This window comes from Leisingera sp. S132, assembly GCF_025144465.1.
Lineage (GTDB): Bacteria > Pseudomonadota > Alphaproteobacteria > Rhodobacterales > Rhodobacteraceae > Leisingera.
In genome coordinates this window covers 113,943-135,162 of the sequence record NZ_CP083556.1, presented here as the reverse complement: position 1 = coordinate 135,162, position 21,220 = coordinate 113,943, and the positions used below count along the sequence as shown (strand labels likewise).

The window sequence follows — 21,220 nt, the reverse complement described above, 5'->3', positions numbered from 1 at the left end:
TCCCTGTCATTCAGCCGCCAAGGGCCTGTTTTCGTTGTCTTCCAAAACCATTTCCGCACCACGTGCGGCCAGCATCATCGTCGGCGCGTTGGTATTGCCGGAGGTCACATTCGGGAACGACGAGGCATCGATCACCCTCAATCCCGCCATCCCGTGCACCCTCAGCCGCGCATCCAGCACCGAGTCAGCCGCAGTATGCCCCATCCGGCAGGTGCAGGAGGCATGAAACACGCTGCCCGCGCGTTCGCGGAAGTTTTCCAGCAGCGCAGCATCATCCATCCCGGCGATATCCGGCACCCGCCGCTCCCGCGTGACCCGTTTCATCGCGGGGGTGGCGGCCAGCGCCTGCAGCAGATGGCTGGCGCGGATGGCGGTTGCCTTGTCTTCCTCTGCCGACAGCGAGTTCGGCTCGATCAGCGGTGCCTGGCCTGGGTCGGCAGATTGGATAGTGATCTGCCCGCGGCTGACCGGGCGGCTCGGCTGCACGCACAGCAGGAAGCCGTTGTCCTTGTCGATCTGCGGCTTTCCGTTTGCCTGCGTCGAGTATGACGCCGGGTTGCAGTAGACCTGTACATCCGGCAGCGCCGCGCCCGCGGTGCGGACAAAGCCGCTGCACTGATTGACCGGCACGCTCAGCGGCCCCTTGCGGGTCAGCACATACTGCAGCCCGGCCTTCATCTGCTTGGCAAAACTGCCCAGCCGGTCGTTCAGCGTCGCGGTGTTGGCCCAGTAGAAATGCGAGACTGCCAGATGGTCCTGAAGCCCCTGCCCCACCTGCGGCAGATCATGGGCAACCTCGATCCCGTGCCGCTGCAGCAGCGCCGCCGGGCCGATGCCGGAAAGCTGCAAGAGCTGCGGAGAGTTCACTGCGCCGGCGCTCAGGATCACTTCGCGCGCCGCCATGGCGGTTTGCGGCTGGCCCTTCACCCGGAAGGCCACGCCGGTGGCGTGCCCGCCGCTGGTCAGCACTTTCTCCACCAGCGCACCGCTGATCACCGTCAGGTTGGTGCGCCTCATCGCGGGCCGCAGGAACGCATCCGCCGAGGACCAGCGCCGCCCGTCCTTCACCGTGCTGCGGACATAGCCCATGCCCTCGCCGCGCAGCGTGTTGGCGCCTTCCTCTGCCGCGGCATTCATGTCCGGCAGGAACGGCCAGCCCATGTCCTGCCCTGCCGCCAGAAAGTTCCTGGCAAAGGGATGCATCCGCTCGCTGAGATCGGTGACCCGTACAGGACCCTTGCCGCGCAACCTGCGGCGGCCCTCATGCCATTCGTCGTTGGTCTCCAGCGCTTCATAGCTGCGGCGCACGTTGTCCCAGCCCCAGCCGGTTGCGCCTGCAGCCTCCCAATCGTCGAAATCATGCGGCAGCCCGCGCACATAGGCCATCGCGTTGATGGAGCTGGAGCCGCCCAGCACCTTGCCCCGCGGCCAATAGGCGGCGCGCCCGTTCAGCCCCGGGTCCGCCGCGGCGGAGTAGCGCCAGTTCACCTTGGGGTCCGAGAAGGTGAAGCCATAACCCACCGGGATCTTGATCCAGAACCGCCGGTCGCTGCCGCCGGCCTCGATCAGCAGCACCTTGTATCGGCCATTGGCGGTCAGCCGGTCGGCCAGCACGCAGCCGGCTGAGCCGGCCCCCACGATGATGAAGTCGAATGTCTGCGCCATGGCACGCCCGGGTCCGTTGGTTTCCCCTCAGTTTGCGCAGTGCAAAAGGCGTAAATCAAACAATGTGTTTTGCCCCTATGGCTAAACTGTGCTTAAAGCTATGCCATGACCGATCTGCCGCATGTCACCTGGCTCAAGGCCTTTGAAGCCGCCGCGCGGCTGAATAGTTTCTCTGCCGCGGCGGAGGAGCTGGGCCTGACCCCTGCCGCCATCAGCCAGCAGATCCGGCTCTTGGAAAAACACCTGAACACCCAGCTGTTCAGACGGCTGCCCCGCGGGGTGGCGCTCACCGACACCGGTCAGGCCTATGCCCAGCCGATCCGCAAATCCTTCATCGACATGCAGCAGGCCACCGCCGGCCTGTTCGGCAAGAAGCGCAAGCGGGTGGTCCGGGTGCGGGCCTCGATTTCCTGCGCAGCCTTGGTCATCGCGCCCCAGCTTGGCCGCTTTCAGGCGGCACACCCGGATATTCTGGTAGAGCTGACCACCTCCATCTGGGCCAACCGGTTTGACGAGGAGGGTCTGGACATCGACATCCGCTATGGCGGCGACTGGCAGGAAAGCGAGGTCCTGCATCTGGGTCACGAAAACGCTGTGCCCGTCTGCAGCCCTGGCTACCTGCACGATCTGGGCGGCAGCCCTTCGATCCATGATCTGGCCGGGTCAGATGTGGTGCAAATCTTCGGGTCCGAAACCGACTGGGGCCGCCTGTCAGAGCTGCACGGGCTGAACCTGCAGACACCCGCCGACTGGCTCAAGGCGGATTCATCCCTGCTGGCACTGCAAACCGTCGCGGCAGGCCACGGGGTGACAATGGTGCTGGAAAGCTTTGCCCGGCAATACATCGAGCAGGGGCTGGTGGTTGTCCCGACCGCATTCAAGCTGCCGAAACGGCGCTCGCATTACATCGTGATCAATGACCGCGCGGGCCAGCGGGAGGAGGTCAAGACCTTTTGCAACTGGCTCCTGGCGCTGTACCAGTCGCTGACCTGAGAGGGTTTTCCCCGCCGGTCCCCGCGGGGACAGACGTGGAAAACACTGCCCTTTACGTCTGCAATGCGTCCAGCGAAGCCGCCATTGCGCTCCACAATTCTTCTGCCGGTTCGGTGCCAACCGAAATGCGGATAAACCCCGGCGCCACTGCATCGCCCCAGCGGGCACGGCGCTCAGCTGAGGTATGCACACCGCCGAACGACGTTGCGGAGCGGATCAGCGGGCATCCGTTGATGAAGGCATCCGCTTGTTCCGCGCTGTCCAGAGTGATGGAAATCAGAAAGCCAAACCGCGCCATCTGCTGTTTCGCCAGCGCGTGCGAGGAGTCGGACTTCAGCCCCGGAAAGCGGATCGCCTGCACCAGCGGATGCGCGGCGAGCCGTTCGGCCAGCACCTCCGCAGTGCTGCACATCCTTTCAAAGCGCACCTCCAGCGTCTCCAGTCCCCGGTGCGCCAGCCAGGCCTCCTGCGGGCCGGGGATGCCGCCGCCGAACTGGCGCCACTCGCGCGCGGCCTGCAGCACATCCGCATTGCGGGTCGCCAGATGCCCCATCAGCACATCCGAATGCCCGCCCGGCGCCTTGGTGTCTGAGGCAACAACCACATCCGCGCCCAGCTCCAGCGGACGCTGACCCAGCGGGGTCATGGTGGTGTTGTCGACGATCAGCAGCCCGCCTGCCGCGTGCACCGCCTCAGCAATTGCGCGCAGGTCGCAAAGGTCGAGGCCGGGGTTCGATGGCGTTTCCGCAAAAACAACGTCAAAGCCATCGAAGCCTCCCTCGGCAAATGCGGTGGTGGGGCGCTGCTGCACCTCGACGCCGAGCTGCTGCAAAAACCGCTCGCTCAGGCGCCGGGTGACGTAGTAGCCATCCGAGGGGATCAGCAGCTTTGACCCTGCTTTGACGGTGGCAAACAGCGCTGCCGAGATCGCCGCCATGCCCGAAGGATAAGCCAGCGCAGGCGCGTCCTCCAGATATCCCAGCACATGCTCCAGATGCTCCCATGTGGCATTGTCGGCCCGGCCATAGCTGGGGCCGCCGGTCCAATCACCCGGCAGGTGGTACATCGAGCTTTGCGTCAGCGGCAGCGCCACCGGCTCGCCCTCAGTAAGTGTGTTGCCGCGCAAGTGCAGCATGGCGCCGGATTTGGGAGCGGTGGGAGTATCCATTTGCTGGCGCCTTTTCTGACTGCGGGTTTCGCAAATTCATAGCGGGCGCCAAGCAAGGGAGACAAGTCCGGAAACACTACGTTCCCGGCCTTCAGCTCGGTCCGTTTTCCTGGCGGCTCACCCCATCCAGCGCCGGACCGGGGCGGCGGAGTCCTCCAGCGCCTGGCAGACCACATCGATCAGGGTCGGGCCCTCGTGGGCAAAGGCCTCCTTGATCGCCTGATCCAGGTCTTCCGGGCGTTCCACCCGCCAGGTCTTGACCCCGAACGCCTCTGCCACTGCCGCGTGGTTGGTGCGGTTGAAGTCCACATTGTAATAGCGCTTGCCGCAGTCGTCGCGCTGGCTGGCCTTGATCCAGCCGAAGTTGGCATTGGAGAACACCACATAGGTAATGGGTGCGTTGCAGCGCACCACGGTTTCCAGCTCGCCGCAGGTGAAGTTGAAGGAGCCGTCGCCCATCATCCCCACCACCTTGGCGCCGGGCCGTCCGAACCAGGCGCCCAGCGATGCCGACAGCGCGTAGCCCAAGGCGCCATGGGCGCGGTTGGTGATGTACTGGCGGCCCGGGTGTTTCTGCTGCGAATAGGCGTTGTAGTAGGGGCAGCTGGTGCCGGGGTCGGAGACCACGATGGCGTCTTCCGGCAAGTTTTGATTGAGGGTGTGGATGATCTGCTCCGGCAGCACCTGATCGGTTTGGCTGTGTACCAGCTCCTCGAACTTGGCGAACTTGCGCCGCTTGATGTCCGCGATTTTCGCAGCAGCGCCAAAGGCCGGCAAATCGCCCTCGCGCCCCTCCAGATAGGCGTTCACCGCCTGCAAGCTGAGCTTCAGATCGGCCACCACGCCAACCTCTGTCGGGTAGTTGGCGCCGATCACCATTGGATCATTGTCGAAATGCACGATGCGCTGGCCGGGCTTTGGCGCTTCCCAGCGCGAGGTGGTGGTGGACCCTGCCCGGCAGCCCATGAAGATGACCAGATCGGCGCCCTCCATCATTTCCCAGGTCTCATCCGTGCCGCCGTTGGAGCCGACAACACCCAGCGACTGAGGATGGGTATCGGCCAGCGATCCCTTGCCGGAGATCGACGTGCCCACAGCGATGTCAAGGCGGGAGGCAAGCCTGCCCAGCTCCTCCATCGCGCCGGAAATCACCACGCCGCCGCCGCAGACGATCAGCGGCGATTTGGCAGTGAGGATGGCCTCAACCGCGGCCTCCGCAGCGCCCGGTTCCGGTGCGGCGCGGTAGGACGGGTAGCTTTGATGCTTGGGATCGCCCCAGATGTCACCGGCAGGAACATCATCATACTGGATGTCATAGGGCAGCCCCAGATGCGCCGAGCCGGAGCGGCCGGTGGTCATCGCCCGGAATGCCTGGCGCACCATGCGCGGGATGTGGTCGGCGCGCTTGATCACCGTATTGAACTTGGTCAACGGCCCCATCAGGACCTCCTGATTGACCTCGGTCAGCGGATATTTCCCGTAAGACCCCACGGAAATGTCGGTGGTGATCGCCAGCACCGCATAGGAGCTCTCATTGGCCTCGATCAGCCCCGGCAGGATATATGTCGCACCGCCGCCGGACGGCCCCTCGCAGACTCCCACCCGCCCGGTCACGCGGGAGAAGCCATCGGCCATATAGGCGGCGCTGCGCTCGTCACGGGTGAGGACATGGGTGATGCCATGCTCCAGCCGGTTCATGGCATCATAAAAGGGCAGCGTGGTATCACCGCAGAGGCCGAAGATATGGGTGACACCGTGCGCCTCAAGCGCGCGCACCATCGCCTCTGCGCCATTCATCGTGTTCTTCATCGGAACCTCCCAAAGCCTGCATGGAACCTGCCCCGGGGAGAGCCCGGGTTTTTGCACTCCAAACTGTATACAATAATGTAGATCAATGTGAAGGCAAAATGCCGGCGGGCTTCCGTTTCACTCAGCGGCTGCCGGCGTGAAGTTCTTGCTGCGCAAAATTTACGTTTTAAAACAGCATCTAATCAGGTTCCGGCGTCAGCATATCTGCCACGTATCCCCGCCAGGCTTCGGCGAAACTGGCGGCGAGCTGCGACAGCGGACGCTCGCTGGGGGTGAGGATCGAATAGCCAAAGGGAATCGCAGGCTCGAACGGCAGAAACCGGATCCGCTCCTCTCCTGCGTTGCTGCGCCGGTAGCTTTCGGCGCTCAGCACGTCGACAACGGCACAGGCCTGCCCGGCGGCGATGAAGTGGAACAGCGGCAGGAAATACTGCGCATCATAACGCAGGTTGAATTCGGCGCCGGCAGCCAGAAAGGCCTGCGATGTGGCCTGATAGGTGTTGTGGTCCGGCTGCAGCGCCCCCATCGGCTGCCCGGTCAGATCCGTGGCGGTGATCACCGCGCGGCCGGCCAGCGGATGGCTCGCGGGTACCGCGCAGAGACAGTTGCTGGGCAGCTCCTCTGCCGTATACAGCTTGCGGTCGCTGCGGAACCGGGTCATGTCGCAGAAACCGACATCGAAACTGCCGGCTGCCACCAGGCTGCGCACCTGCGGTGAAGAGCGCGTCGCCAGCGTCACCCGCAGCTCAGGCTTGCCTGCCACGAAGCGGCTGATGAAATCCGGCAGCAGAAAGGTCGACGGCCCCGGCATCGCCACGATCCGGATCGAGCCCTGCACCCGGTCGCGCATGTTTGCCAGATTCTGCTGGGCGGTCTCCATCCGCGACAGGATCTCGGTTGCTTCCTCCATCAGGTACTGCGCCTCCGGCACCGGTACCAGACGGCGGCCTTCGCGCAGAAACAGGGTCAGGCCAAGCTCTTCCTCAAGCGTCTTGATGGCAGCGCTGACGGCCGGCTGGGTCCGGTGCAGGTTGCGGGCCGCCTGGCTGACGGAGCCGCTTTTCATGACTTCGCGGAATACCGCAAGCTGGTGAGAGTTCATGGCCTGCCTCCTAGCGTGAAGGTTTCATAAAAATGATCTATACATACAGTATAATTTTAAATTTGAATTTATGACTTAGCTTACCCATGATGCAAAGATCATAGTTGGATGCTGCGCGGAAAGAGACGCGGCCAACACTCCAGGGAGGATGCTATGGGTTTTTTCAAGAAACTGACCGGGGCCGCATTGGCCTGCACCATGCTGACCTGCGCCGCAGCGGCGCAGGACATGACGTTTTTCCGCATCGGCACCGGCGGTGCGGGCGGCACCTATTTCCCGATTGGCGGCATCATCGCCAACGCCATTTCCAACCCGCCCGGCTCGCGTGCCTGTGACGAGGGCGGCAACTGCGGCGTGCCCGGCCTGGTGGCGATGGCGCAGTCGACCAACGCCTCCGCGCACAACGTGAATGCCATCCAGGCCGGCCAGATGGAAGCCGGCCTGTCGGGTGCCGCCACCCTGCATTTCGCCTATCACGGCAAGGGCAAGTTTGAAGGCAATGCCAAGCCCGACCTGCGGGTGATTGCCAACCTGTTCCCGGAAGACCTGCACCTGGTGCTGCCCAAGGGGCATTCGCTGGGCGGGCTTGCCGATCTGAAGGGCAAGCGCGTCGGCATCGCCCAGGCGGGGTCCGGCACCCAGATCGCGGTGGAGCTGATCCTGAATGACCACGGCGTCAACCGCGACAACATCGACGAGGCGGAGCTGAACAACGCCCAGTCCGCCGAGCGTATCGCCGACGGCCAGCTGGACGCCTATTTCTATGCTGCAGGCACGCCTGTCGCGGCGATGATCCAGCTTGACAACACCAAGGGCATGGAACTGCACAACTGGTCAGCGGAAGAGGTCAAGATGGCCAATACCACGGTGCCCTACTACATCCCCTCGACCATTCCCGCGGGCACCTACCCGGGGGTGGGCTATGACGTGAACACCGTGGCGGTCTCCGGCATGCTGGTCACAAATGCCAACATGGACGAAGAGCTGATCTATCAGATCACCAAGGCGATGTGGTCCGATACCGCCCGCAAGCTGCTGGACAACGGCCACCCCAAGGGCAAGGCAATCACCCTGGAAACCGCGCTGGACGGCGTTGAGGGCATCGGTGTGCCGCTGCACCCGGGGGCTGAACGCTTCTACCGCGAAATCGGCATGCTCAAGTAAACCTCCCCTGAACTGCGGCAGCAGGGTGCGCCTTGCTGCCGTTTTTGTTTACCGGCGCCCCTGCCTGCAATGCGGGTGAACGGCGCGCGCCGGCACGGCCCCCGGACAGGAGACCCCGATGTCCATGGACACCCATCTCGACAATAAGGCGCTAGAGGAGCTGGAGAAGCAGTATGACTCCGCTCTGAACACGCGCGACAACGGACCCAGGCTGACTGGCGTCATCTACTGGGCCAGCATTGTCTTTGCCCTTTATCATCTGTGGACGGCCGGTTTCGGCACCCCGGTGGACCATGTGCATATGGGTATTCACCTGGCGGGCCTGTTCCTGTTCATCTTTGTGGGCTTTCCGCTGATCAAATCATCCCGCAGCCTGGAGTGGCGCGGACCCAATCCGCTGCGCCCCGGCAATGTGCCGCTTTATGACTGGGCGCTGACCGGGCTCAGCATGGCGGCGGCGCTGTTCCTCTGGGTCAGCTGGCGCGGCTTTGACATGTTCGGTTTCGACATCGCCGAACAGGCGTTGCGGCAGGGCAATCCCTCCAGCCTGGATGTGTTCTTCGGCTCGGTGCTGATCCTGACGGTGCTGGAGATCGCGCGCCGCACCATCGGATTTGTGCTGCCGCTGATCATCCTGGTGTTCATGATCTATGCGCTGTTCGGCCCCTATATGCCCGCGCAAATCCTCAAGCATCCGGGCGTCAACTGGCAGCAGTTCGTCAACAACATGTACTTCCCGTCCGAAGGCATATTCGGCGTCACACTGTGGGTGGTGTCCACCGTGGTGTTCCACTTTGTGCTGTTCGGTGTGGTGGCGCAGCGGATGGGGCTGGGGCAGTTCTTTGTCGACAATGCGATGATCATGGCAGGCCGCTATACCGGCGGCCCGGCCAAGGTGTCTGTTGTCTCCTCGGCCTTCTTCGGGACCATTTCCGGATCTTCGATTGCCAACACGGTGTCCACCGGATCGCTCACCATCCCCAACATGAAAAAGATGGGCTACCCCGGCCATTTCGCAGGCGGGGTTGAGGCTGCGGCGTCCGCTGGCGGGCAGATCACCCCGCCGATCATGGGGGCCGCGTCCTTCCTGATGGCCGAGTATCTGGAGGTGCCTTACACAACCATCGTGATTGCCGCGATTGTGCCGGCGCTGATGCATTATATCGGGGTAATCTCGATCGTGCATTTCACCGCCAAGAAACTGGGGCTGACCGCCTATCCCAATGAGCAGTTGCCCAAGTTCCTGCAGGTCTGGAAAGACGGCTGGTACACAATCATTCCGCTGATCGCGCTTCTGCTGGTGCTTTTCTCCGGATACTCGCCGAATATGGCCGCCTTTGTCGGTCTCAGCCTGTGTATCGTTGTCGGCTTCTGCGCCTTTGACAAACCCGCGACACTGCTGATCCCCTTTGCCCTGCTCGGCTTCATCTTGTGGAAGGCCTCGCCCTACTCCGGCGAGGGGTATACTCCGGTGATGGCCGGGATGCTGGCGGCGCTCACCATAATCGGCTGCCTGCACCGGAACGAGCGGCAGAACTTCCGCGACCTGTTCGACAGCTTCCACGTCGGCGTGCAATACGCGCTGGCAGTCGGCGCGGCCTCTGCCGCAGTGGGCATCGTGGTGGGTGTGATCAACACCACCGGCGTCGGCTTCCGCCTCGGTTTCATGGTCACCGGCGGCGCCGCGGACATGGCGGCAGCCATTGCGCCGCTGCTGGAGTGGACCTCGATTGAGACCTTCAGCCAGCCGTCGATCCAGCAGTTCATTTCACTGGTGCTGATCGCCATGGCCTGCATCCTGATGGGGGCCGGCCTGCCGACCACGGCGCTTTATATCATGCTGGTTGCTGTTGCGACGCCTGCCCTCAGCCAGCTGGGTGTGCCGCCGCTCGCAACCCATATGTTCGTGCTCTACTACGGTGTGATTTCCGAGATCACCCCGCCGGTTTGCGCCTCGGCCTATGCCGCGGCAGGGATTGCCGGCTCCAACCCGTTCCGCACCGGGCTTAATGCCTTCACCCTGGGTCTGGGCAAGCTGATGGTGCCGATGGTGTTTGTCTATGCGCCGGTAATGCTGATCGTGCTGCCGGAATACTTTACCTGGACCGGGTTCATCCAGGTGACAGGCACCTGCGCGCTTGGGGTCTTTGCCATCGCCACCGCTGTCTCGGCCTACTTCCTGGCACCGCTCAGCGGCATTTGGCGGCTCTTGATGGCGATCGGAGGCCTGCTGCTGGTGGCGCCCTCCGGCGGCTCTGACCTCGCTGCGCTGGTTGTGATGGCACCGGTGCTGATCCAGCAGCTGGGCCAGCAGCGCAAACTGCAGGCAAAGGCGGTGCCATGAGCACATCAGCCCCCCCCGATGTGACGGTCCTGGGGGCCGGGATCGTCGGCATCTGCTCGGCCCTCTCGCTGGCTGAGCGGGGCCTCAAGGTCCGGCTCATCGACCGGGATGCGCCGGGCCAGGCAACTTCATATGGCAATGCCGGCATCATCTCCCCCTGGTCGGTGGTGCCGCAGTCGATGCCGGGCCTGTGGAGGAAAGTGCCCGGCTGGCTGCTGGATCCGCTGGGGCCTGTCACGGTCAAGCCCGGCTACCTGCCCAGGGTCGCCCCTTGGGGCCTGCGGTTTCTGGCTGAAGGGCGCGAGGAGCGGGTTCACCGGATTTCTGACGCCATGGGCTTCCTCTGCCGCAACTGCGTCGAAGGGTTCCGGCTGCATCTGGCGGGCACCGGCCACGAATCTCTCGTCAAGGACAGCTATTACGTCCATGCCTCGCGCAACCCGGAAGAGGCTGATCTGAACAGTCTCGGCAACCGGCTGCGGGCGGCTCAGGGCGCTGACATGGAGCGGATCGGTGCCGCCGAGCTGCGGGACCTTGAGCCGGCGCTGACGACGGAGTTTCAGGCTGCAATCCTGATCAAGGGCCAGGCCCGGGCGCTTTCTCCCGGCCGGATCGGCGCGGTGCTGGCAGAGAAATTTCAATCCATGGGCGGCGAGCTTCAGACCAGGGCCGTGCGGGGCATCCTGCCGTCCGGGACCGGCGGCTGGATATATACCACCGATGCGGGCCAGGACTGGACACCCAAGCTGGTGCTGGCGATGGGCGTCTGGTCCGGTGAGCTGCTGAAGCCGCTGGGGATCAAAATCCCGATGGAATCCGAACGCGGTTACCACGTGTCGTTTCAGAACCCTGGCGTCGCGCTGAACAACTCGATCATGGATATGGACATGAAATTCGTGGCCTCCTCGATGGAGGAAGGGCTGCGGGTGGCCGGCACCGCCGAGTTTGCAGGCCTCGACCAGCCCCTGAACCGGAAACGGCTGGACGGGCTGGCGGAGCTTGCCAAGGCGCTGCTGCCGGACCTCAGCGCCGATGACATGGAAACCTGGTCCGGCCAGCGCCCCAGCCTGCCCGACAGCCTGCCCTGCATTGGCGAGGTTGAAGGCTTCCCGGACCTGATCGCGGCCTTCGGCCACAGCCATTACGGGCTGATGATGGCCCCGAAAACCGGGCGGCTGGTGGCGGATGTCGTCAGCGGAACAGCCGTGAACGAAGACCTGTCGCCGTTCCGCACACGGCGCTACGAAAGGATCAAGGCATGACCATCCACCCCGGCGGCCAGAATATCTGCGGCGTCTCCATCGGCGTGCTGGCGCTGGAAAGCTACTTCCCCAAGCCGCCCGGCCATATCAAGAACCCTTCCAGCCTGCCCTTCACCACGCTGTATGAAATGCTGGACGGGATCACCGTGCCGAAACTGCTGGCCAACCCGACCGGCGAAATGAAGGACCGGCTGATCGAGGCCGCCCGGCGGCTGGAGGCCAAGGGCGTTCGGGCCATTACCGGCTCCTGCGGGTTCCTGGCGATTTTCCAGAAGGAGATTGCAGCCGCGGTGAATGTGCCGGTGTTTGTCTCCTCGCTGATCCAGGTGCCGCTGGCGCATCAGATGACCGGCCGCACCGTCGGGGTGATCACCGCCTCTGCCGCCAGCCTGACAGAGGCGCATCTGCGCGGCGTCGGTGCAGAAAACACGCCCGTTGTTGTGCAAGGTCTGGATGACGCAGAAGAATTCTCTGCCGTGATCCTGCGCAATGAACGCACCGCAATGGATCTGGCCAAGGTTGAGGCCGAACTGCTGGCCGCCGCCCGTGGCATGATCGCGCGCAATCCGGAGATCGGCCCGATCGTGCTGGAATGCACCGACCTGCCGCCCTATGCCCGCGCCCTGCAAGCGGCGCTGAACCGGCCCGTCTTCGACATCATCACGCTGTCTGAGATGGTGCACCGGGCAGTACTGCGCGCCCCTTTCCGAGGGTTCATCACCTGAAAATACGCTGAGGGCAGGCACAGAGAATTCCAGCCCTCAGCCCCGGATATTTTTGTATCTCTCGGCAGGGCAATCCCCCTACTGTGGCGCAGAACAAACCTTTGCTGCTGGATGTGCCATGCCCCATATCTCCGACGCCCTGCTGGACCAGATCCGCGCCCGTTTTGCCCAGGTGGACAACTGCCCCGAACAAGGCGCCCGTATCTTCTTTGAAAACGCAGGCGGCGCGCTGACGCTCAATTCGGTGGTGGAGACCTCGGCCCGCTATGCCGCGGTTCCCGACAACCAGGGCCGCGACAACCCCGGCAGCCAGGAACTGGTGCGGGTGATCAGCAAGGCCAAGGACGACATGCGGGTGATGATGAACGCGCCCGGCGGCCAGTTTTTCGCGGGCGAAAGCGGCACAGAGCTGCTGTTCCGCCTGATCATGAACGCCTGCCTCGGCACTGCAGAGGGCGGCACCGTGCTGGGCTCAACCCTGGAACACCCGGCGACGCGCTCCGCCTGTGCCCGCTGGGCCGGGGTGGCGCGGCAGACCCATGTGCTGATCCCGCATGACGACGCCAGCGGCACCATCGCCGCTGAGGCCTATGCCCAAGCGGTCACACCGGACACGGTTGTGGCAACCATCGTGCACACTTCTCCTGTCACCGGAATGGGCGTGGATGTGGCCGCCTGCGCCGCTGCTATCCGCGAAACCGCGCCGGACTGCTTCATTATCGTTGACGGCATCCAGCACGCCGCCCACGGGCGCATTGATCTGACCGCCTATGGCGTGGATGGCTATGTGATTTCGCCCTACAAGATGTTCTCGCGCCATGGCTATGGCCTCGCCTGGATCTCGGACCGGCTGACCGCCCTGCCGCATAACGCGCTGATTGACGGGCCTGCGGACAACTGGGAAATGGGCACCCGCGACACCGGCAGCTATGCGACGCTGTCGGATGTGGCTGATTACCTCGAATGGCTTGGCGGCGAGGTGAGCGATGCCACCGACCGGCGCGCGAAAATCGTGGCCGCGGGCGAGGCAATCCATGCCCATGAAAAAACACTGACCGACGCGATGATCCGCGGCACCGGCAATCTGCCGGGCCTGGCAGAGATGGAAGGCGTCACCATCCTGGGCGGTCCGGACAACCCGGCACGCGAGGGGCTGGTCTCGCTGACCGTTGACGGCGTGCCGTCAGTGGAAGTGGTCGAACGACTGAATGACCAGGGCATCCGCACCCATCTGCGCAAGGCGGACCACTATTCCGGCAACATCCTGGCCCCGCTTGGCATGGAGGCTTGCGTGCGCGTGTCCATGTGCCACTACAACAGCGTGGGCGAAGTGGCGAAGTTTCTGGGCGTAATGAAAGAGATCACGGGCTGACGTCTCTCAATCCGGCAGCAAGTTTATGCTGAGGGCAGCGACCGGCCCGGCGGGGTGGAAGCGAAGCGCCCGCCCCGTGGGCGGCGGGTCGGGCACTGCCCGGCCTATCGGCCAGGCAGTGCATTTGACAGAAGAGCGTCCCAGCCGCCCTCCGATGACCCAACAAATCCGGGGCCATTGGGTCTGAATTCTTCACGGGTCATCCAGCCCCGCCGCCGCTAGGGTCGCCCGGAAGGATTTGGCGGCCCGCCCCGGCCTGCAGGGCGCGCTGTTTCAGGCACGCAGGCAAGGGAACATGACGCATGAAAACCCATGCACAGGCAGTTGTCATCGGCGGCGGGCTGGTCGGCTGCTCGATCCTCTACCACCTGGCGAAACTCGGCTGGAAAGACGTGGTTCTGCTGGAACGCGATGAACTGACCGCTGGCTCCACCTGGCATGCGGCGGCCAACATCCACGGGCTGCACGACAACAACAACGTGACCCGCATCCAGCACTACACGATGAACTTGTACAAGGAGCTGGAGAAGGAAACCGGCCAGGGCTGCGGCGTTTTCCAACCGGGATCCCTGTACCTTGCCAAGACCGAAGAGCGCGAGCATCAGCTGCGCCTGCAGGAGGCCAAGGCGAAATACTACGGCCTGAACTTCCACGAGGTCAGCCGCGAGCAGGCCAAGGAACTGCACCCGCTGGCGCAGTTCGACGACATCCGCTGCATCATGTTCGAACCCGACGGCGGCAACGTCGACCCCTCGGGCGTGACCATGGCCTATGCCGCCGGCGCCCGCGCCATGGGCGCCCAGATCGAACGCTTCTGCCCGGTGATCGGCACCGAACAGCAGCCCGACGGCAGCTGGATCGTGAAGACCGAAAAGGGCGACATTCATACCCAATGGGTGGTGAACGCAGGCGGCCTCTGGGGCCGCGAAGTCGCCGCGATGGCGGGCCTCACCCTGCCCTTGCAGCCAACCGAGCACCAGTATTTCGTCACTGAAAGCATTGACGAGGTCGCCAATCTGGGCCGCCGCCTGCCCTCGATCGCCGACCGCGACGGCGAATACTATTTCCGCCAGGAAGGCAACGGCTTCCTGATCGGCGCCTATGAAAAGGACATGCGCTTCTGGGCCGAAGAGGGCACCCCGCTGGACTTTGCCCACGAACTGTTTCCCGACGATCTGGACCGGATCATGGAAAACGTGATCCGCGCCACCGAGCGTGTTCCCTGCGCCGAAACCGCCGGCGTCAAGCGGGTGATCAACGGCCCGATGATCTGGTCGCCGGATTCCAACGCCATCTGGGGCCCGGTGCCGGAGCTGAAAAACTACTTCTGCTGCACCGGCATCATCCCCGGCTTCTCGCAATCCGGCGGCCTGGGCCTGCTGGCGGCGCAGTGGATGATCGAGGGCGAGCCGCAGTACGACATGTTCGCCTGGGATCTGGCGCGCTTTGGCGACTGGGCCGACAAGAAATTCACCAAGGCCCGCGTCCAGGATCAGTACGCCCACCGCTTCGCCATCCACTTCCCGAACGAGGAACGCAGCGCCGGCCGCCCGGCCCGGGTGCGCCCTGCCTATGAGATGCAAAAGGAAATGGGTTGCGTATTCGGCCTCAACTGCGGCTGGGAGCACCCCCTGTGGTTCTCCGGCACGCCTGGCACCGCCGACACCAACAGCTTCACCCGCCAGAACTGGTGGGAGCCGGTGGGCCGCGAAGTGAACATGCTGCGCGAAAACGTGGGCGTGATCGACATCTCGAACTTCGCCAACTACGTGATCAAAGGCCCGGGCGCGTTTGAGTGGCTCGACAAGCTGGTCGCTAACAAGGTGCCCACGGAGATTGGCCGTTCCTGCCTCACCCCGCTGATTTCGGTCCGCGGCGGCGTGGCCGGCGACTTCACCATCACCAAAGTTGCGGACGACGAATACATGATGGTCGGCTCCGGCATGGCCGAACGCTATCACCAGCGCTTCTTCAACATGGTTGAGCTGCCCGAAGGCACCACCTTCGAGGTCGCCACCAACCGCATTGCGGGCTTCAACGTGGCCGGTCCCAAGTCGCGCGACATGCTGCAGCGGCTGACCAATGCGGATCTGTCGAACGAAGCCTTCCGCTTCATGCGCTCCCGCACCATCGACGTGGCGGGTGTGGAATGCCTGGCAATCCGCGTCTCCTTCACCGGCGATCTGGGCTGGGAACTGCACTGCGCCGAGGACGACCAGGTCAAGCTGTACTCCGCTTTGCTGGCCGCAGCGGCAGAGTTCGATGGCGGCCCGGTCGGCGGCCGCGCGCTGGGGAGCTTGCGGATCGAAAAGGGCTACGGCTCCTGGGGCCGCGAATACAGCCAGGAATACTGGCCGCAGGAGGTTGGCCTGGCCGGTCTCATCAAGCTGGACAAGGACTTCCTCAACAAGGACGCCTATCTGAAGGTCAAGGACAACGCCCCGCGCGAAATGCTCTCGGCCTTCGAAATCGACGCGGTGAACGATGCCGACGCCTCGGGCGGCGAGCCGGTCTTTACTCCGGACGGCAAACCGGTGGGCCGTGTCACCTCAGGCGCTTATGGATACTCGGTCGGCAAATCGCTGGCGCTGGGGTACGCCAACCCGGCCGTTGCCAAGCCAGGAGATGAGGTTGAGGTCTTTATCCTCGGCAAGCCGCACAAGGCACGCATCCTGGAAGCCGCCGCCTTTGACCCCGCAGGCGCGCGGCTGCGGGCCTGATCAGGAATGAGCAGTTGGCCCGTCGCGTCAGCGGCGGGCATGCGTCCGCCCGCCCCACGGCGGGCGTGTTCCGTTCCCGCCCGGGCGAACGCTCACCGTGATGCTTCTAGGTAAGGCGCAAGTTTAGATTGGCGCCATCCCCGCCGTGAGCCATGCCGCAAATGCGGCCTCATCCACGCCCCCCGTGGCCAGGTCCTCCATCATCCGCACGCCCTCCACCGGGTCCGGGCGGAACTGGTAGCCATTGAGCCGCAGAAAGGTCACGGCGGTCACAAAGGCCGTGCGCTTGTTGCCATCGACAAAGGCATGGGCCTTGGCGATGCCGAAAGCATAGGCCGCCGCAACCTCCGCCACGCCTGCATCGGAATAGGCCGCCAGGTTCATCGCCCGGGCGCAGCCCATCTCCAGCAGAGCCTTGTCGCGCATCCCCGCTGCACCGCCATGGCGCGAGATTTGCCGGTCGTGAAAGATTGTCACCGCTGCCAGCGGCACCCAGATGTATGTGCTCACGCCAGCGCCTGAAGCAGATCGCGGTTCTCGTCCATCACAATCTCAGCTGCGGCCAGCGCCTCCGCCACCGTGGGATCATGCGCCATCACGCGCAGGCTGCCGTCATCGCCGCGCACCACAAACAATGTGTCGCCTTCCTTGGCGTCCAGCATCGTCAGCATCTCCGTCGTCAGGGTGATGACGGCGGAGTTTCCGACTTTCCTGATCTTGGTCTCAATCATTGGCAGTCCTCATGTATATATAACCGTATATACGCGAAGGGCTGCCAGAATTCAATCCTGCCTGCAGGCAGCCCTGATGGCCTACAGTTCCATCTCCGCTGCCGCCTTCAGCAGCCAGCTCTTGAAGTGCTTGACCGAAGGCGTCGCCGCCTTGTCCTTGAAGGTGGCGAAATAGGTCCAGGGGCAATCGAGGTCGAAATCAAACGGCTCCACCAGCCGCCCGTCTGCCACATGGGACCGGATCAGTGATTTGGGCAGAACCGCGCAGCCCATTCCATTGGCGGCAAATTCCAGCCCCATGTTGGAGGAATTGGTCTGCAAGCCCCCCTTCAGCTCAATGCCGGTAAGCCCGTAGTGCTTGGCGATCTTCTCCCAGTAGACCGGCCGCCCCAGAATGTGGATCAGTTTCGCCTGCACCAGCTGTTCCGGCCGGGTCAGGGCCTCGCCCGCAACCTGGAAACCGGGCGCACAGACCAGCGCCAGCTTTTCGTCCCACAGCTTGACCGCCGGCCCCATCACATCATCCACGTGGTTGATGGTGATCGAAATGTCCGAGACGTTGGTCTCCACATCGACCCAGATCGTGCTGTGGATGGTCAGGTCGATATCCGGATGCGCCGCTGAAAACCCCTCGATCACCTTCAAGAGCCAGCGCTCCGCCAGGCTGACCGGGCAGGAGATCACAACCTCCCGCTTGTGGCTTTGCGAGATCAACAGCTGGGTGGCGGAATCAATCTCCTGCAGGGCGTGGCGGACCGAAGGCAGATAGGCCTCGCCCACATCGGTCAGCGACAGCGACCGCGGATGGCGCACGAACAGCGGCCGGCCGATGAACTCCTCCAGGCTGCGCACGTGGTTTGACACCGCCGATTGGGTGCAGTTCAGCTCATCCGCTGCCGAGGTAAAGCTAAGATAGCGCGCGGCCGCCTCAAAAGAGCGCAGGAATGTCAGGTGGGGCAGATTCTTCATCAAACGGGTCCGCTGGCGGTTTCAGGGCCATGTTCCCATGCAATGGATTGAGCTGCAATTCCAAAGGGATCACGCCCTGGGAGGGTCAGAAAGCGACGCCTGGCGCGCATTTCACGAAATAAAACGGCCCTATGACCCCGGTTTATTTGCGGGTCACCTGCGGCGGCTGCCCCTAGGCTTTGGCCAAAGCCCCCATATGGACCGCCTGACATGACAGCCACGTTTGACCGCGCCGCCGATTTCACATTTGGCCTTTCCTCCGGTGATCTGCCGGAAACCACCCGCAAGGCTGCGGCGCTGATGTTCCTGGACACGCTGGGCATCACCATCGGCGCCACCCCGATGGAAGCCGGGCGCATCGCCCGCGAAACCGCGGTCGCGCTTTATGGCTGCGGCGAAGACGGTCTGACTGCGCGGATGATGTTCGATGGCCGCAAGGTCAGCGTCGCCGGCGCCGCATATGCCGCAGCCACCGCCACCGATAATCTGGACGGCCACGACGGCTATTACCCGACCAAGGGCCATATCGGTGTTGTCGTGATCCCGGCGATTGCGGCCTTGGCGGAAACGGTACCGGATTTCTCCGGGCCTGAGGCGCTGGTGATCACCACGCTCGGGTATGAGCTGGCAGGCCGCGCGGCGCTGTCGCTGCATGCAACCGTCAGTGATTACCACACCTCCGGCGCCTGGAACGCGCTCGGCGTGGCGGCAATTGCGGCCCGGATGCGCGGCCTCAGCCGGGATCAGCTGCGCCAGGCGCTGGGGATCGCCGAATTCCACGGCCCCCGCAGCCAGATGATGCGCGAAATCGCCAACCCCACGATGCTGCACGACGGCTCCGGCTGGGGCGCGATGGCCGGCATGTCGGCGGCTGTGCTGGCGGAAAAGGGCTTCACCGGCGCGCCCGCTATCACCATCGAGGAAGACAGGGTGGTCCCGCACTGGGAAGACCTCGGCAGCTTCTGGCAGATGGAGCACCAGTATGTGAAGCCCTATCCGATCTGCCGCTGGGCCCATGCGCCGATCGACGCCGTGCGGCAGGTGATGCTGGAGAACAGCCTGAACCATGAACAGATCGCCAGGATCCACATCAATACTTTCCACGAAAGCGCCTGCCTTTATCCGGGCCTCCCCTCCACCACCAGCCAGGCGCAGTATTCACTGGGCTTTGCAGTTGCCATTCAGGCCGCATACGGGCGGATCGGGGTCGAGCACATCTCCGGCTCCGCCCTTGCCGATCCGCTGGTGGCCTCGATCCACAAACGCATCACCGTGGCAGAGGCCGCGCGCCACTCCGCCCGCTTCCCGGCCTGCCGGGTGGCCGATGTGGTGGTGACGCTGACCGACGGGCGCGTGTTCGAAACCGGAGACGTTCACGCCCGCGGCGGCCCCGAGGCGCCGTTCTCGCAGGACGATATCGTGCGGAAGTTCATGGAATTCGCCACGCCTTCGCTGGGCGAGACCCGCGCCGGCGCCATCCGTGAAGCGGTGCTGGGTTTCACCAATGAAGGCAGCAAATTCTCCGATCTTGGCCGTCTCATCTATGACGCGCCCGAAAACTAAGCCACCAACCTGACCAGAAAGACAGACACATGGCACGCGACAGACGCGGCGGCGGACGCCGCGGAAAATCCTCCCGTTCCGGCGGCAGTATCGACCAGCTCCCCTGGCAACAGGTCAAAAACACCTATCCGGCGTTTGAGCTCTTGAACCCCGAGCAGATGAACCAGCTGCACGCCACCTCGATGCGGATCCTGTCCGAGGCCGGCATCCGGGTGATGGGCGAAAACGTGATGGGCATTTTCGAGGCGGCGGGCGCCATCGTCGACCGCGATACCAAAACCATCCGCATCGACGAAAGCATCATCACAGAGGCGCTGAAGACGGTGCCGCCGGAGTTCACCCTGACCGGCCGCAACCGGGACAAGCGGATTACCCTGGGCGGCAATAACGTGACCTTCGGCCTGGTGGCCGGCCCGCCCAACGTGCATGACTGCATCAATGGACGGCGCTCCGGCAACCTGACCGACTACGAGAACTTCATCAAACTGGCGCATTACTTCAACGCCATCCACCTGATCGGCAACCAGGTCACCGCGCCGCTGGAACTGCCCGCCAACAACCGGCATCTGGATACCTACCTCGCCAACATCACTTATGCCGACCTCAGCTTCCACTGCACCGCTATTGGCCGCGGCCGGGCGCTGGACGGGATAAACATGATGGCAATCTCCCGCGGCCAGACGCCGGAAGAAATGAAAGATGACCCGGGCGTCATCACGATCATCTCGGTCAACTCGCCGCGGCTGTTTGACGATGCTATGGGCGACGGGCTGATCGCGATGGCGGAATACGGCCAGCCGGTCACGGTGACGCCCTTTACCCTGATGGGGGCGATGACACCGGTGACTTTGCCCGCCGCCCTCGCCCAGCAGAACGCCGAGGCGCTGTTCGGCGTGGTGCTGACCCAGCTTGTGAACCCCGGCACTCCGGTGATGTACGGCTCCTTCACCTCCAACGTCGACATGCGCAGCGGCGCGCCGGCCTTTGGCACGCCGGAAAACGCCAAGGCCAACATCGCCGGCGGCCAGCTGGCGCGGCGCTATGGCATCCCCTACCGGACCTCCAACGCCAATGCCTCCAACGCGGTGGACCTGCAGGCGGCGTATGAGACCATGATGGCGACCTGGGGCGCGGTGCTGGGCGGCGCCAATACCGTCTACCACGCGGCCGGGTGGCTGGAGGGCGGGCTGACCGCGTCCTACGAGAAATTCATCCTGGATGTGGAGATCATCCAGAACATGATCGAGTTCCTGAAGCCGATGAAATTCGACACCGATGAGCTGGGCTTTGACGCCATCCAGTCAGTTCCCACCGGCGGCCATTTCTTTGGCGCCCAACACACGATGGCACGTTATGAGACCGCGTTTTACCACCCGCTGCTGTCGGACTGGCAAAACTACGAGAACTGGGAAGCAGCAGGTGCGAGGGACGCGCTGAGCCGCGCGACCGGCCTCTGGCAGCAGGCGCTGCGCGATTATGAGCAACCGGCGATGGATCCGGCAATCCGCGAGGAACTGGACGCCTATGTGGCCAGGCGTAAAGAAGAAATCGGCTCCGGCGAGCCTTGATAGGACGGGTGCGAGGGGCCGGCCCCTCGCGCTCCCCGGAGTATTTTTGCAAAGATGAAACAGAC

The 21,220-nt window shown here is 63.8% G+C and carries 16 protein-coding genes; 9 read left to right on the top strand and 7 right to left on the bottom strand.

The annotated features are described in order from the left end of the window. Positions 1-6: 6 nt before the first annotated feature. The gene (locus K3725_RS20970) at positions 7-1,665 is read right to left on the bottom strand and encodes a GMC family oxidoreductase (protein ID WP_260018841.1); all 1,659 of its coding nucleotides are present in this window, start codon (positions 1,663-1,665) and stop codon (positions 7-9) included. 105 nt (positions 1,666-1,770) lie between these two features. On the opposite strand from K3725_RS20970, the gene K3725_RS20965 reads away from it, so the two are divergent. Then, positions 1,771-2,658 (top strand): LysR substrate-binding domain-containing protein, encoded by an 888-nt coding sequence (locus K3725_RS20965; protein ID WP_260018840.1) that lies wholly within the window; start codon positions 1,771-1,773, stop codon positions 2,656-2,658. Positions 2,659-2,710: 52 nt separating this feature from the next. On the opposite strand, the gene K3725_RS20960 is transcribed toward K3725_RS20965, so the two are convergent. The 3 genes from K3725_RS20960 to K3725_RS20950 all read right to left on the bottom strand — a co-directional run bounded on the left by K3725_RS20960 (position 2,711) and on the right by K3725_RS20950 (position 6,737). Then, a complete protein-coding gene (locus tag K3725_RS20960; RefSeq protein ID WP_260018839.1) occupies positions 2,711-3,826 on the bottom strand; it encodes a cystathionine gamma-lyase in 1,116 nt (371 codons plus the stop codon). A gap of 117 nt (positions 3,827-3,943) precedes the next feature. Beyond that, positions 3,944-5,635, bottom strand: a complete 1,692-nt coding sequence (locus K3725_RS20955) for a thiamine pyrophosphate-binding protein (RefSeq protein ID WP_260018838.1) — start codon at positions 5,633-5,635, stop codon at positions 3,944-3,946. Positions 5,636-5,813: 178 nt separating this feature from the next. Next, positions 5,814-6,737 (bottom strand): LysR family transcriptional regulator, encoded by a 924-nt coding sequence (locus K3725_RS20950; protein WP_260018837.1) that lies wholly within the window; start codon positions 6,735-6,737, stop codon positions 5,814-5,816. Positions 6,738-6,890: 153 nt separating this feature from the next. Here K3725_RS20950 and K3725_RS20945 point away from each other — a divergent pair, with 153 nt between their 5' ends. The 6 genes from K3725_RS20945 (at position 6,891) to K3725_RS20920 (ending at position 16,324) form a co-directional block, all read left to right on the top strand. Next, positions 6,891-7,901, top strand: a complete 1,011-nt coding sequence (locus K3725_RS20945) for a TAXI family TRAP transporter solute-binding subunit (RefSeq protein WP_260018836.1) — start codon at positions 6,891-6,893, stop codon at positions 7,899-7,901. Positions 7,902-8,019: 118 nt separating this feature from the next. After that, on the top strand, positions 8,020-10,245 hold the full coding sequence (locus K3725_RS20940) for a TRAP transporter permease (protein ID WP_260018835.1): 2,226 nt from the start codon (positions 8,020-8,022) through the stop codon (positions 10,243-10,245). Further along, a complete protein-coding gene (locus tag K3725_RS20935; protein ID WP_260018834.1) occupies positions 10,242-11,507 on the top strand; it encodes an FAD-binding oxidoreductase in 1,266 nt (421 codons plus the stop codon). The genes K3725_RS20940 and K3725_RS20935 overlap by 4 nt, the downstream gene beginning before the upstream one ends. Beyond that, positions 11,504-12,232, top strand: coding sequence for an aspartate/glutamate racemase family protein (locus K3725_RS20930; RefSeq protein ID WP_260018833.1), 729 nt, complete (start codon positions 11,504-11,506; stop codon positions 12,230-12,232). The genes K3725_RS20935 and K3725_RS20930 overlap by 4 nt, the downstream gene beginning before the upstream one ends. 118 nt (positions 12,233-12,350) lie before the next feature. Beyond that, positions 12,351-13,604, top strand: coding sequence for an aminotransferase class V-fold PLP-dependent enzyme (locus K3725_RS20925; protein WP_260018832.1), 1,254 nt, complete (start codon positions 12,351-12,353; stop codon positions 13,602-13,604). A 302-nt stretch (positions 13,605-13,906) separates the two neighbouring features. Beyond that, positions 13,907-16,324, top strand: a complete 2,418-nt coding sequence (locus tag K3725_RS20920; RefSeq protein WP_409201605.1) for an FAD-dependent oxidoreductase — start codon at positions 13,907-13,909, stop codon at positions 16,322-16,324. Positions 16,325-16,447: 123 nt separating this feature from the next. On the opposite strand, the gene K3725_RS20915 is transcribed toward K3725_RS20920, so the two are convergent. From K3725_RS20915 to K3725_RS20905, 3 genes are all read right to left on the bottom strand, one after another. Then, positions 16,448-16,834, bottom strand: coding sequence for a type II toxin-antitoxin system death-on-curing family toxin (locus K3725_RS20915; RefSeq protein WP_260018831.1), 387 nt, complete (start codon positions 16,832-16,834; stop codon positions 16,448-16,450). Further along, positions 16,831-17,055: an AbrB/MazE/SpoVT family DNA-binding domain-containing protein gene (locus tag K3725_RS20910; RefSeq protein ID WP_039180158.1), complete on the bottom strand. Its 225-nt coding sequence runs from the start codon at positions 17,053-17,055 to the stop codon at positions 16,831-16,833. The genes K3725_RS20915 and K3725_RS20910 overlap by 4 nt, the downstream gene beginning before the upstream one ends. Positions 17,056-17,136: 81 nt before the next feature. Beyond that, positions 17,137-18,024, bottom strand: a complete 888-nt coding sequence (locus K3725_RS20905; RefSeq protein WP_260018830.1) for a LysR substrate-binding domain-containing protein — start codon at positions 18,022-18,024, stop codon at positions 17,137-17,139. A 210-nt stretch (positions 18,025-18,234) separates the two neighbouring features. Here K3725_RS20905 and K3725_RS20900 point away from each other — a divergent pair, with 210 nt between their 5' ends. Both K3725_RS20900 and K3725_RS20895 read left to right on the top strand, forming a co-directional pair. Next, positions 18,235-19,587 carry an MmgE/PrpD family protein gene (locus K3725_RS20900; RefSeq protein WP_260018829.1) on the top strand — a complete coding sequence of 451 codons (1,353 nt, stop codon included), beginning with the start codon at positions 18,235-18,237 and terminating at the stop codon, positions 19,585-19,587. Between the two features lie 29 nt (positions 19,588-19,616). Next, the gene (locus K3725_RS20895) at positions 19,617-21,155 is read left to right on the top strand and encodes a trimethylamine methyltransferase family protein (RefSeq protein WP_260018828.1); all 1,539 of its coding nucleotides are present in this window, start codon (positions 19,617-19,619) and stop codon (positions 21,153-21,155) included. Positions 21,156-21,220: the final 65 nt, after the last annotated feature.

Excerpts from the sequence above, each read along its gene's own strand:
- K3725_RS20940 (WP_260018835.1), top strand. The coding sequence starts at position 8,020 with ATGTCCATGGACACCCATCTCGACAATAAGGCGCTAGAGGAGCTGGAG.
- K3725_RS20900 (WP_260018829.1), top strand. The coding sequence starts at position 18,235 with ATGACAGCCACGTTTGACCGCGCCGCCGATTTCACATTTGGCCTTTCC.
- K3725_RS20925 (WP_260018832.1), top strand. The coding sequence starts at position 12,351 with ATGCCCCATATCTCCGACGCCCTGCTGGACCAGATCCGCGCCCGTTTT.
- K3725_RS20960 (WP_260018839.1), bottom strand. The coding sequence starts at position 3,826 with ATGGATACTCCCACCGCTCCCAAATCCGGCGCCATGCTGCACTTGCGC.
- K3725_RS20970 (WP_260018841.1), bottom strand. The coding sequence starts at position 1,665 with ATGGCGCAGACATTCGACTTCATCATCGTGGGGGCCGGCTCAGCCGGC.
- K3725_RS20950 (WP_260018837.1), bottom strand. The coding sequence starts at position 6,737 with ATGAACTCTCACCAGCTTGCGGTATTCCGCGAAGTCATGAAAAGCGGC.
- K3725_RS20935 (WP_260018834.1), top strand. The coding sequence starts at position 10,242 with ATGAGCACATCAGCCCCCCCCGATGTGACGGTCCTGGGGGCCGGGATC.
- K3725_RS20910 (WP_039180158.1), bottom strand. The coding sequence starts at position 17,055 with ATGATTGAGACCAAGATCAGGAAAGTCGGAAACTCCGCCGTCATCACC.
- K3725_RS20955 (WP_260018838.1), bottom strand. The coding sequence starts at position 5,635 with ATGAAGAACACGATGAATGGCGCAGAGGCGATGGTGCGCGCGCTTGAG.
- K3725_RS20920 (WP_409201605.1), top strand. The coding sequence starts at position 13,907 with ATGAAAACCCATGCACAGGCAGTTGTCATCGGCGGCGGGCTGGTCGGC.
- K3725_RS20895 (WP_260018828.1), top strand. The coding sequence starts at position 19,617 with ATGGCACGCGACAGACGCGGCGGCGGACGCCGCGGAAAATCCTCCCGT.
- K3725_RS20905 (WP_260018830.1), bottom strand. The coding sequence starts at position 18,024 with ATGAAGAATCTGCCCCACCTGACATTCCTGCGCTCTTTTGAGGCGGCC.
- K3725_RS20965 (WP_260018840.1), top strand. The coding sequence starts at position 1,771 with ATGACCGATCTGCCGCATGTCACCTGGCTCAAGGCCTTTGAAGCCGCC.
- K3725_RS20945 (WP_260018836.1), top strand. The coding sequence starts at position 6,891 with ATGGGTTTTTTCAAGAAACTGACCGGGGCCGCATTGGCCTGCACCATG.
- K3725_RS20930 (WP_260018833.1), top strand. The coding sequence starts at position 11,504 with ATGACCATCCACCCCGGCGGCCAGAATATCTGCGGCGTCTCCATCGGC.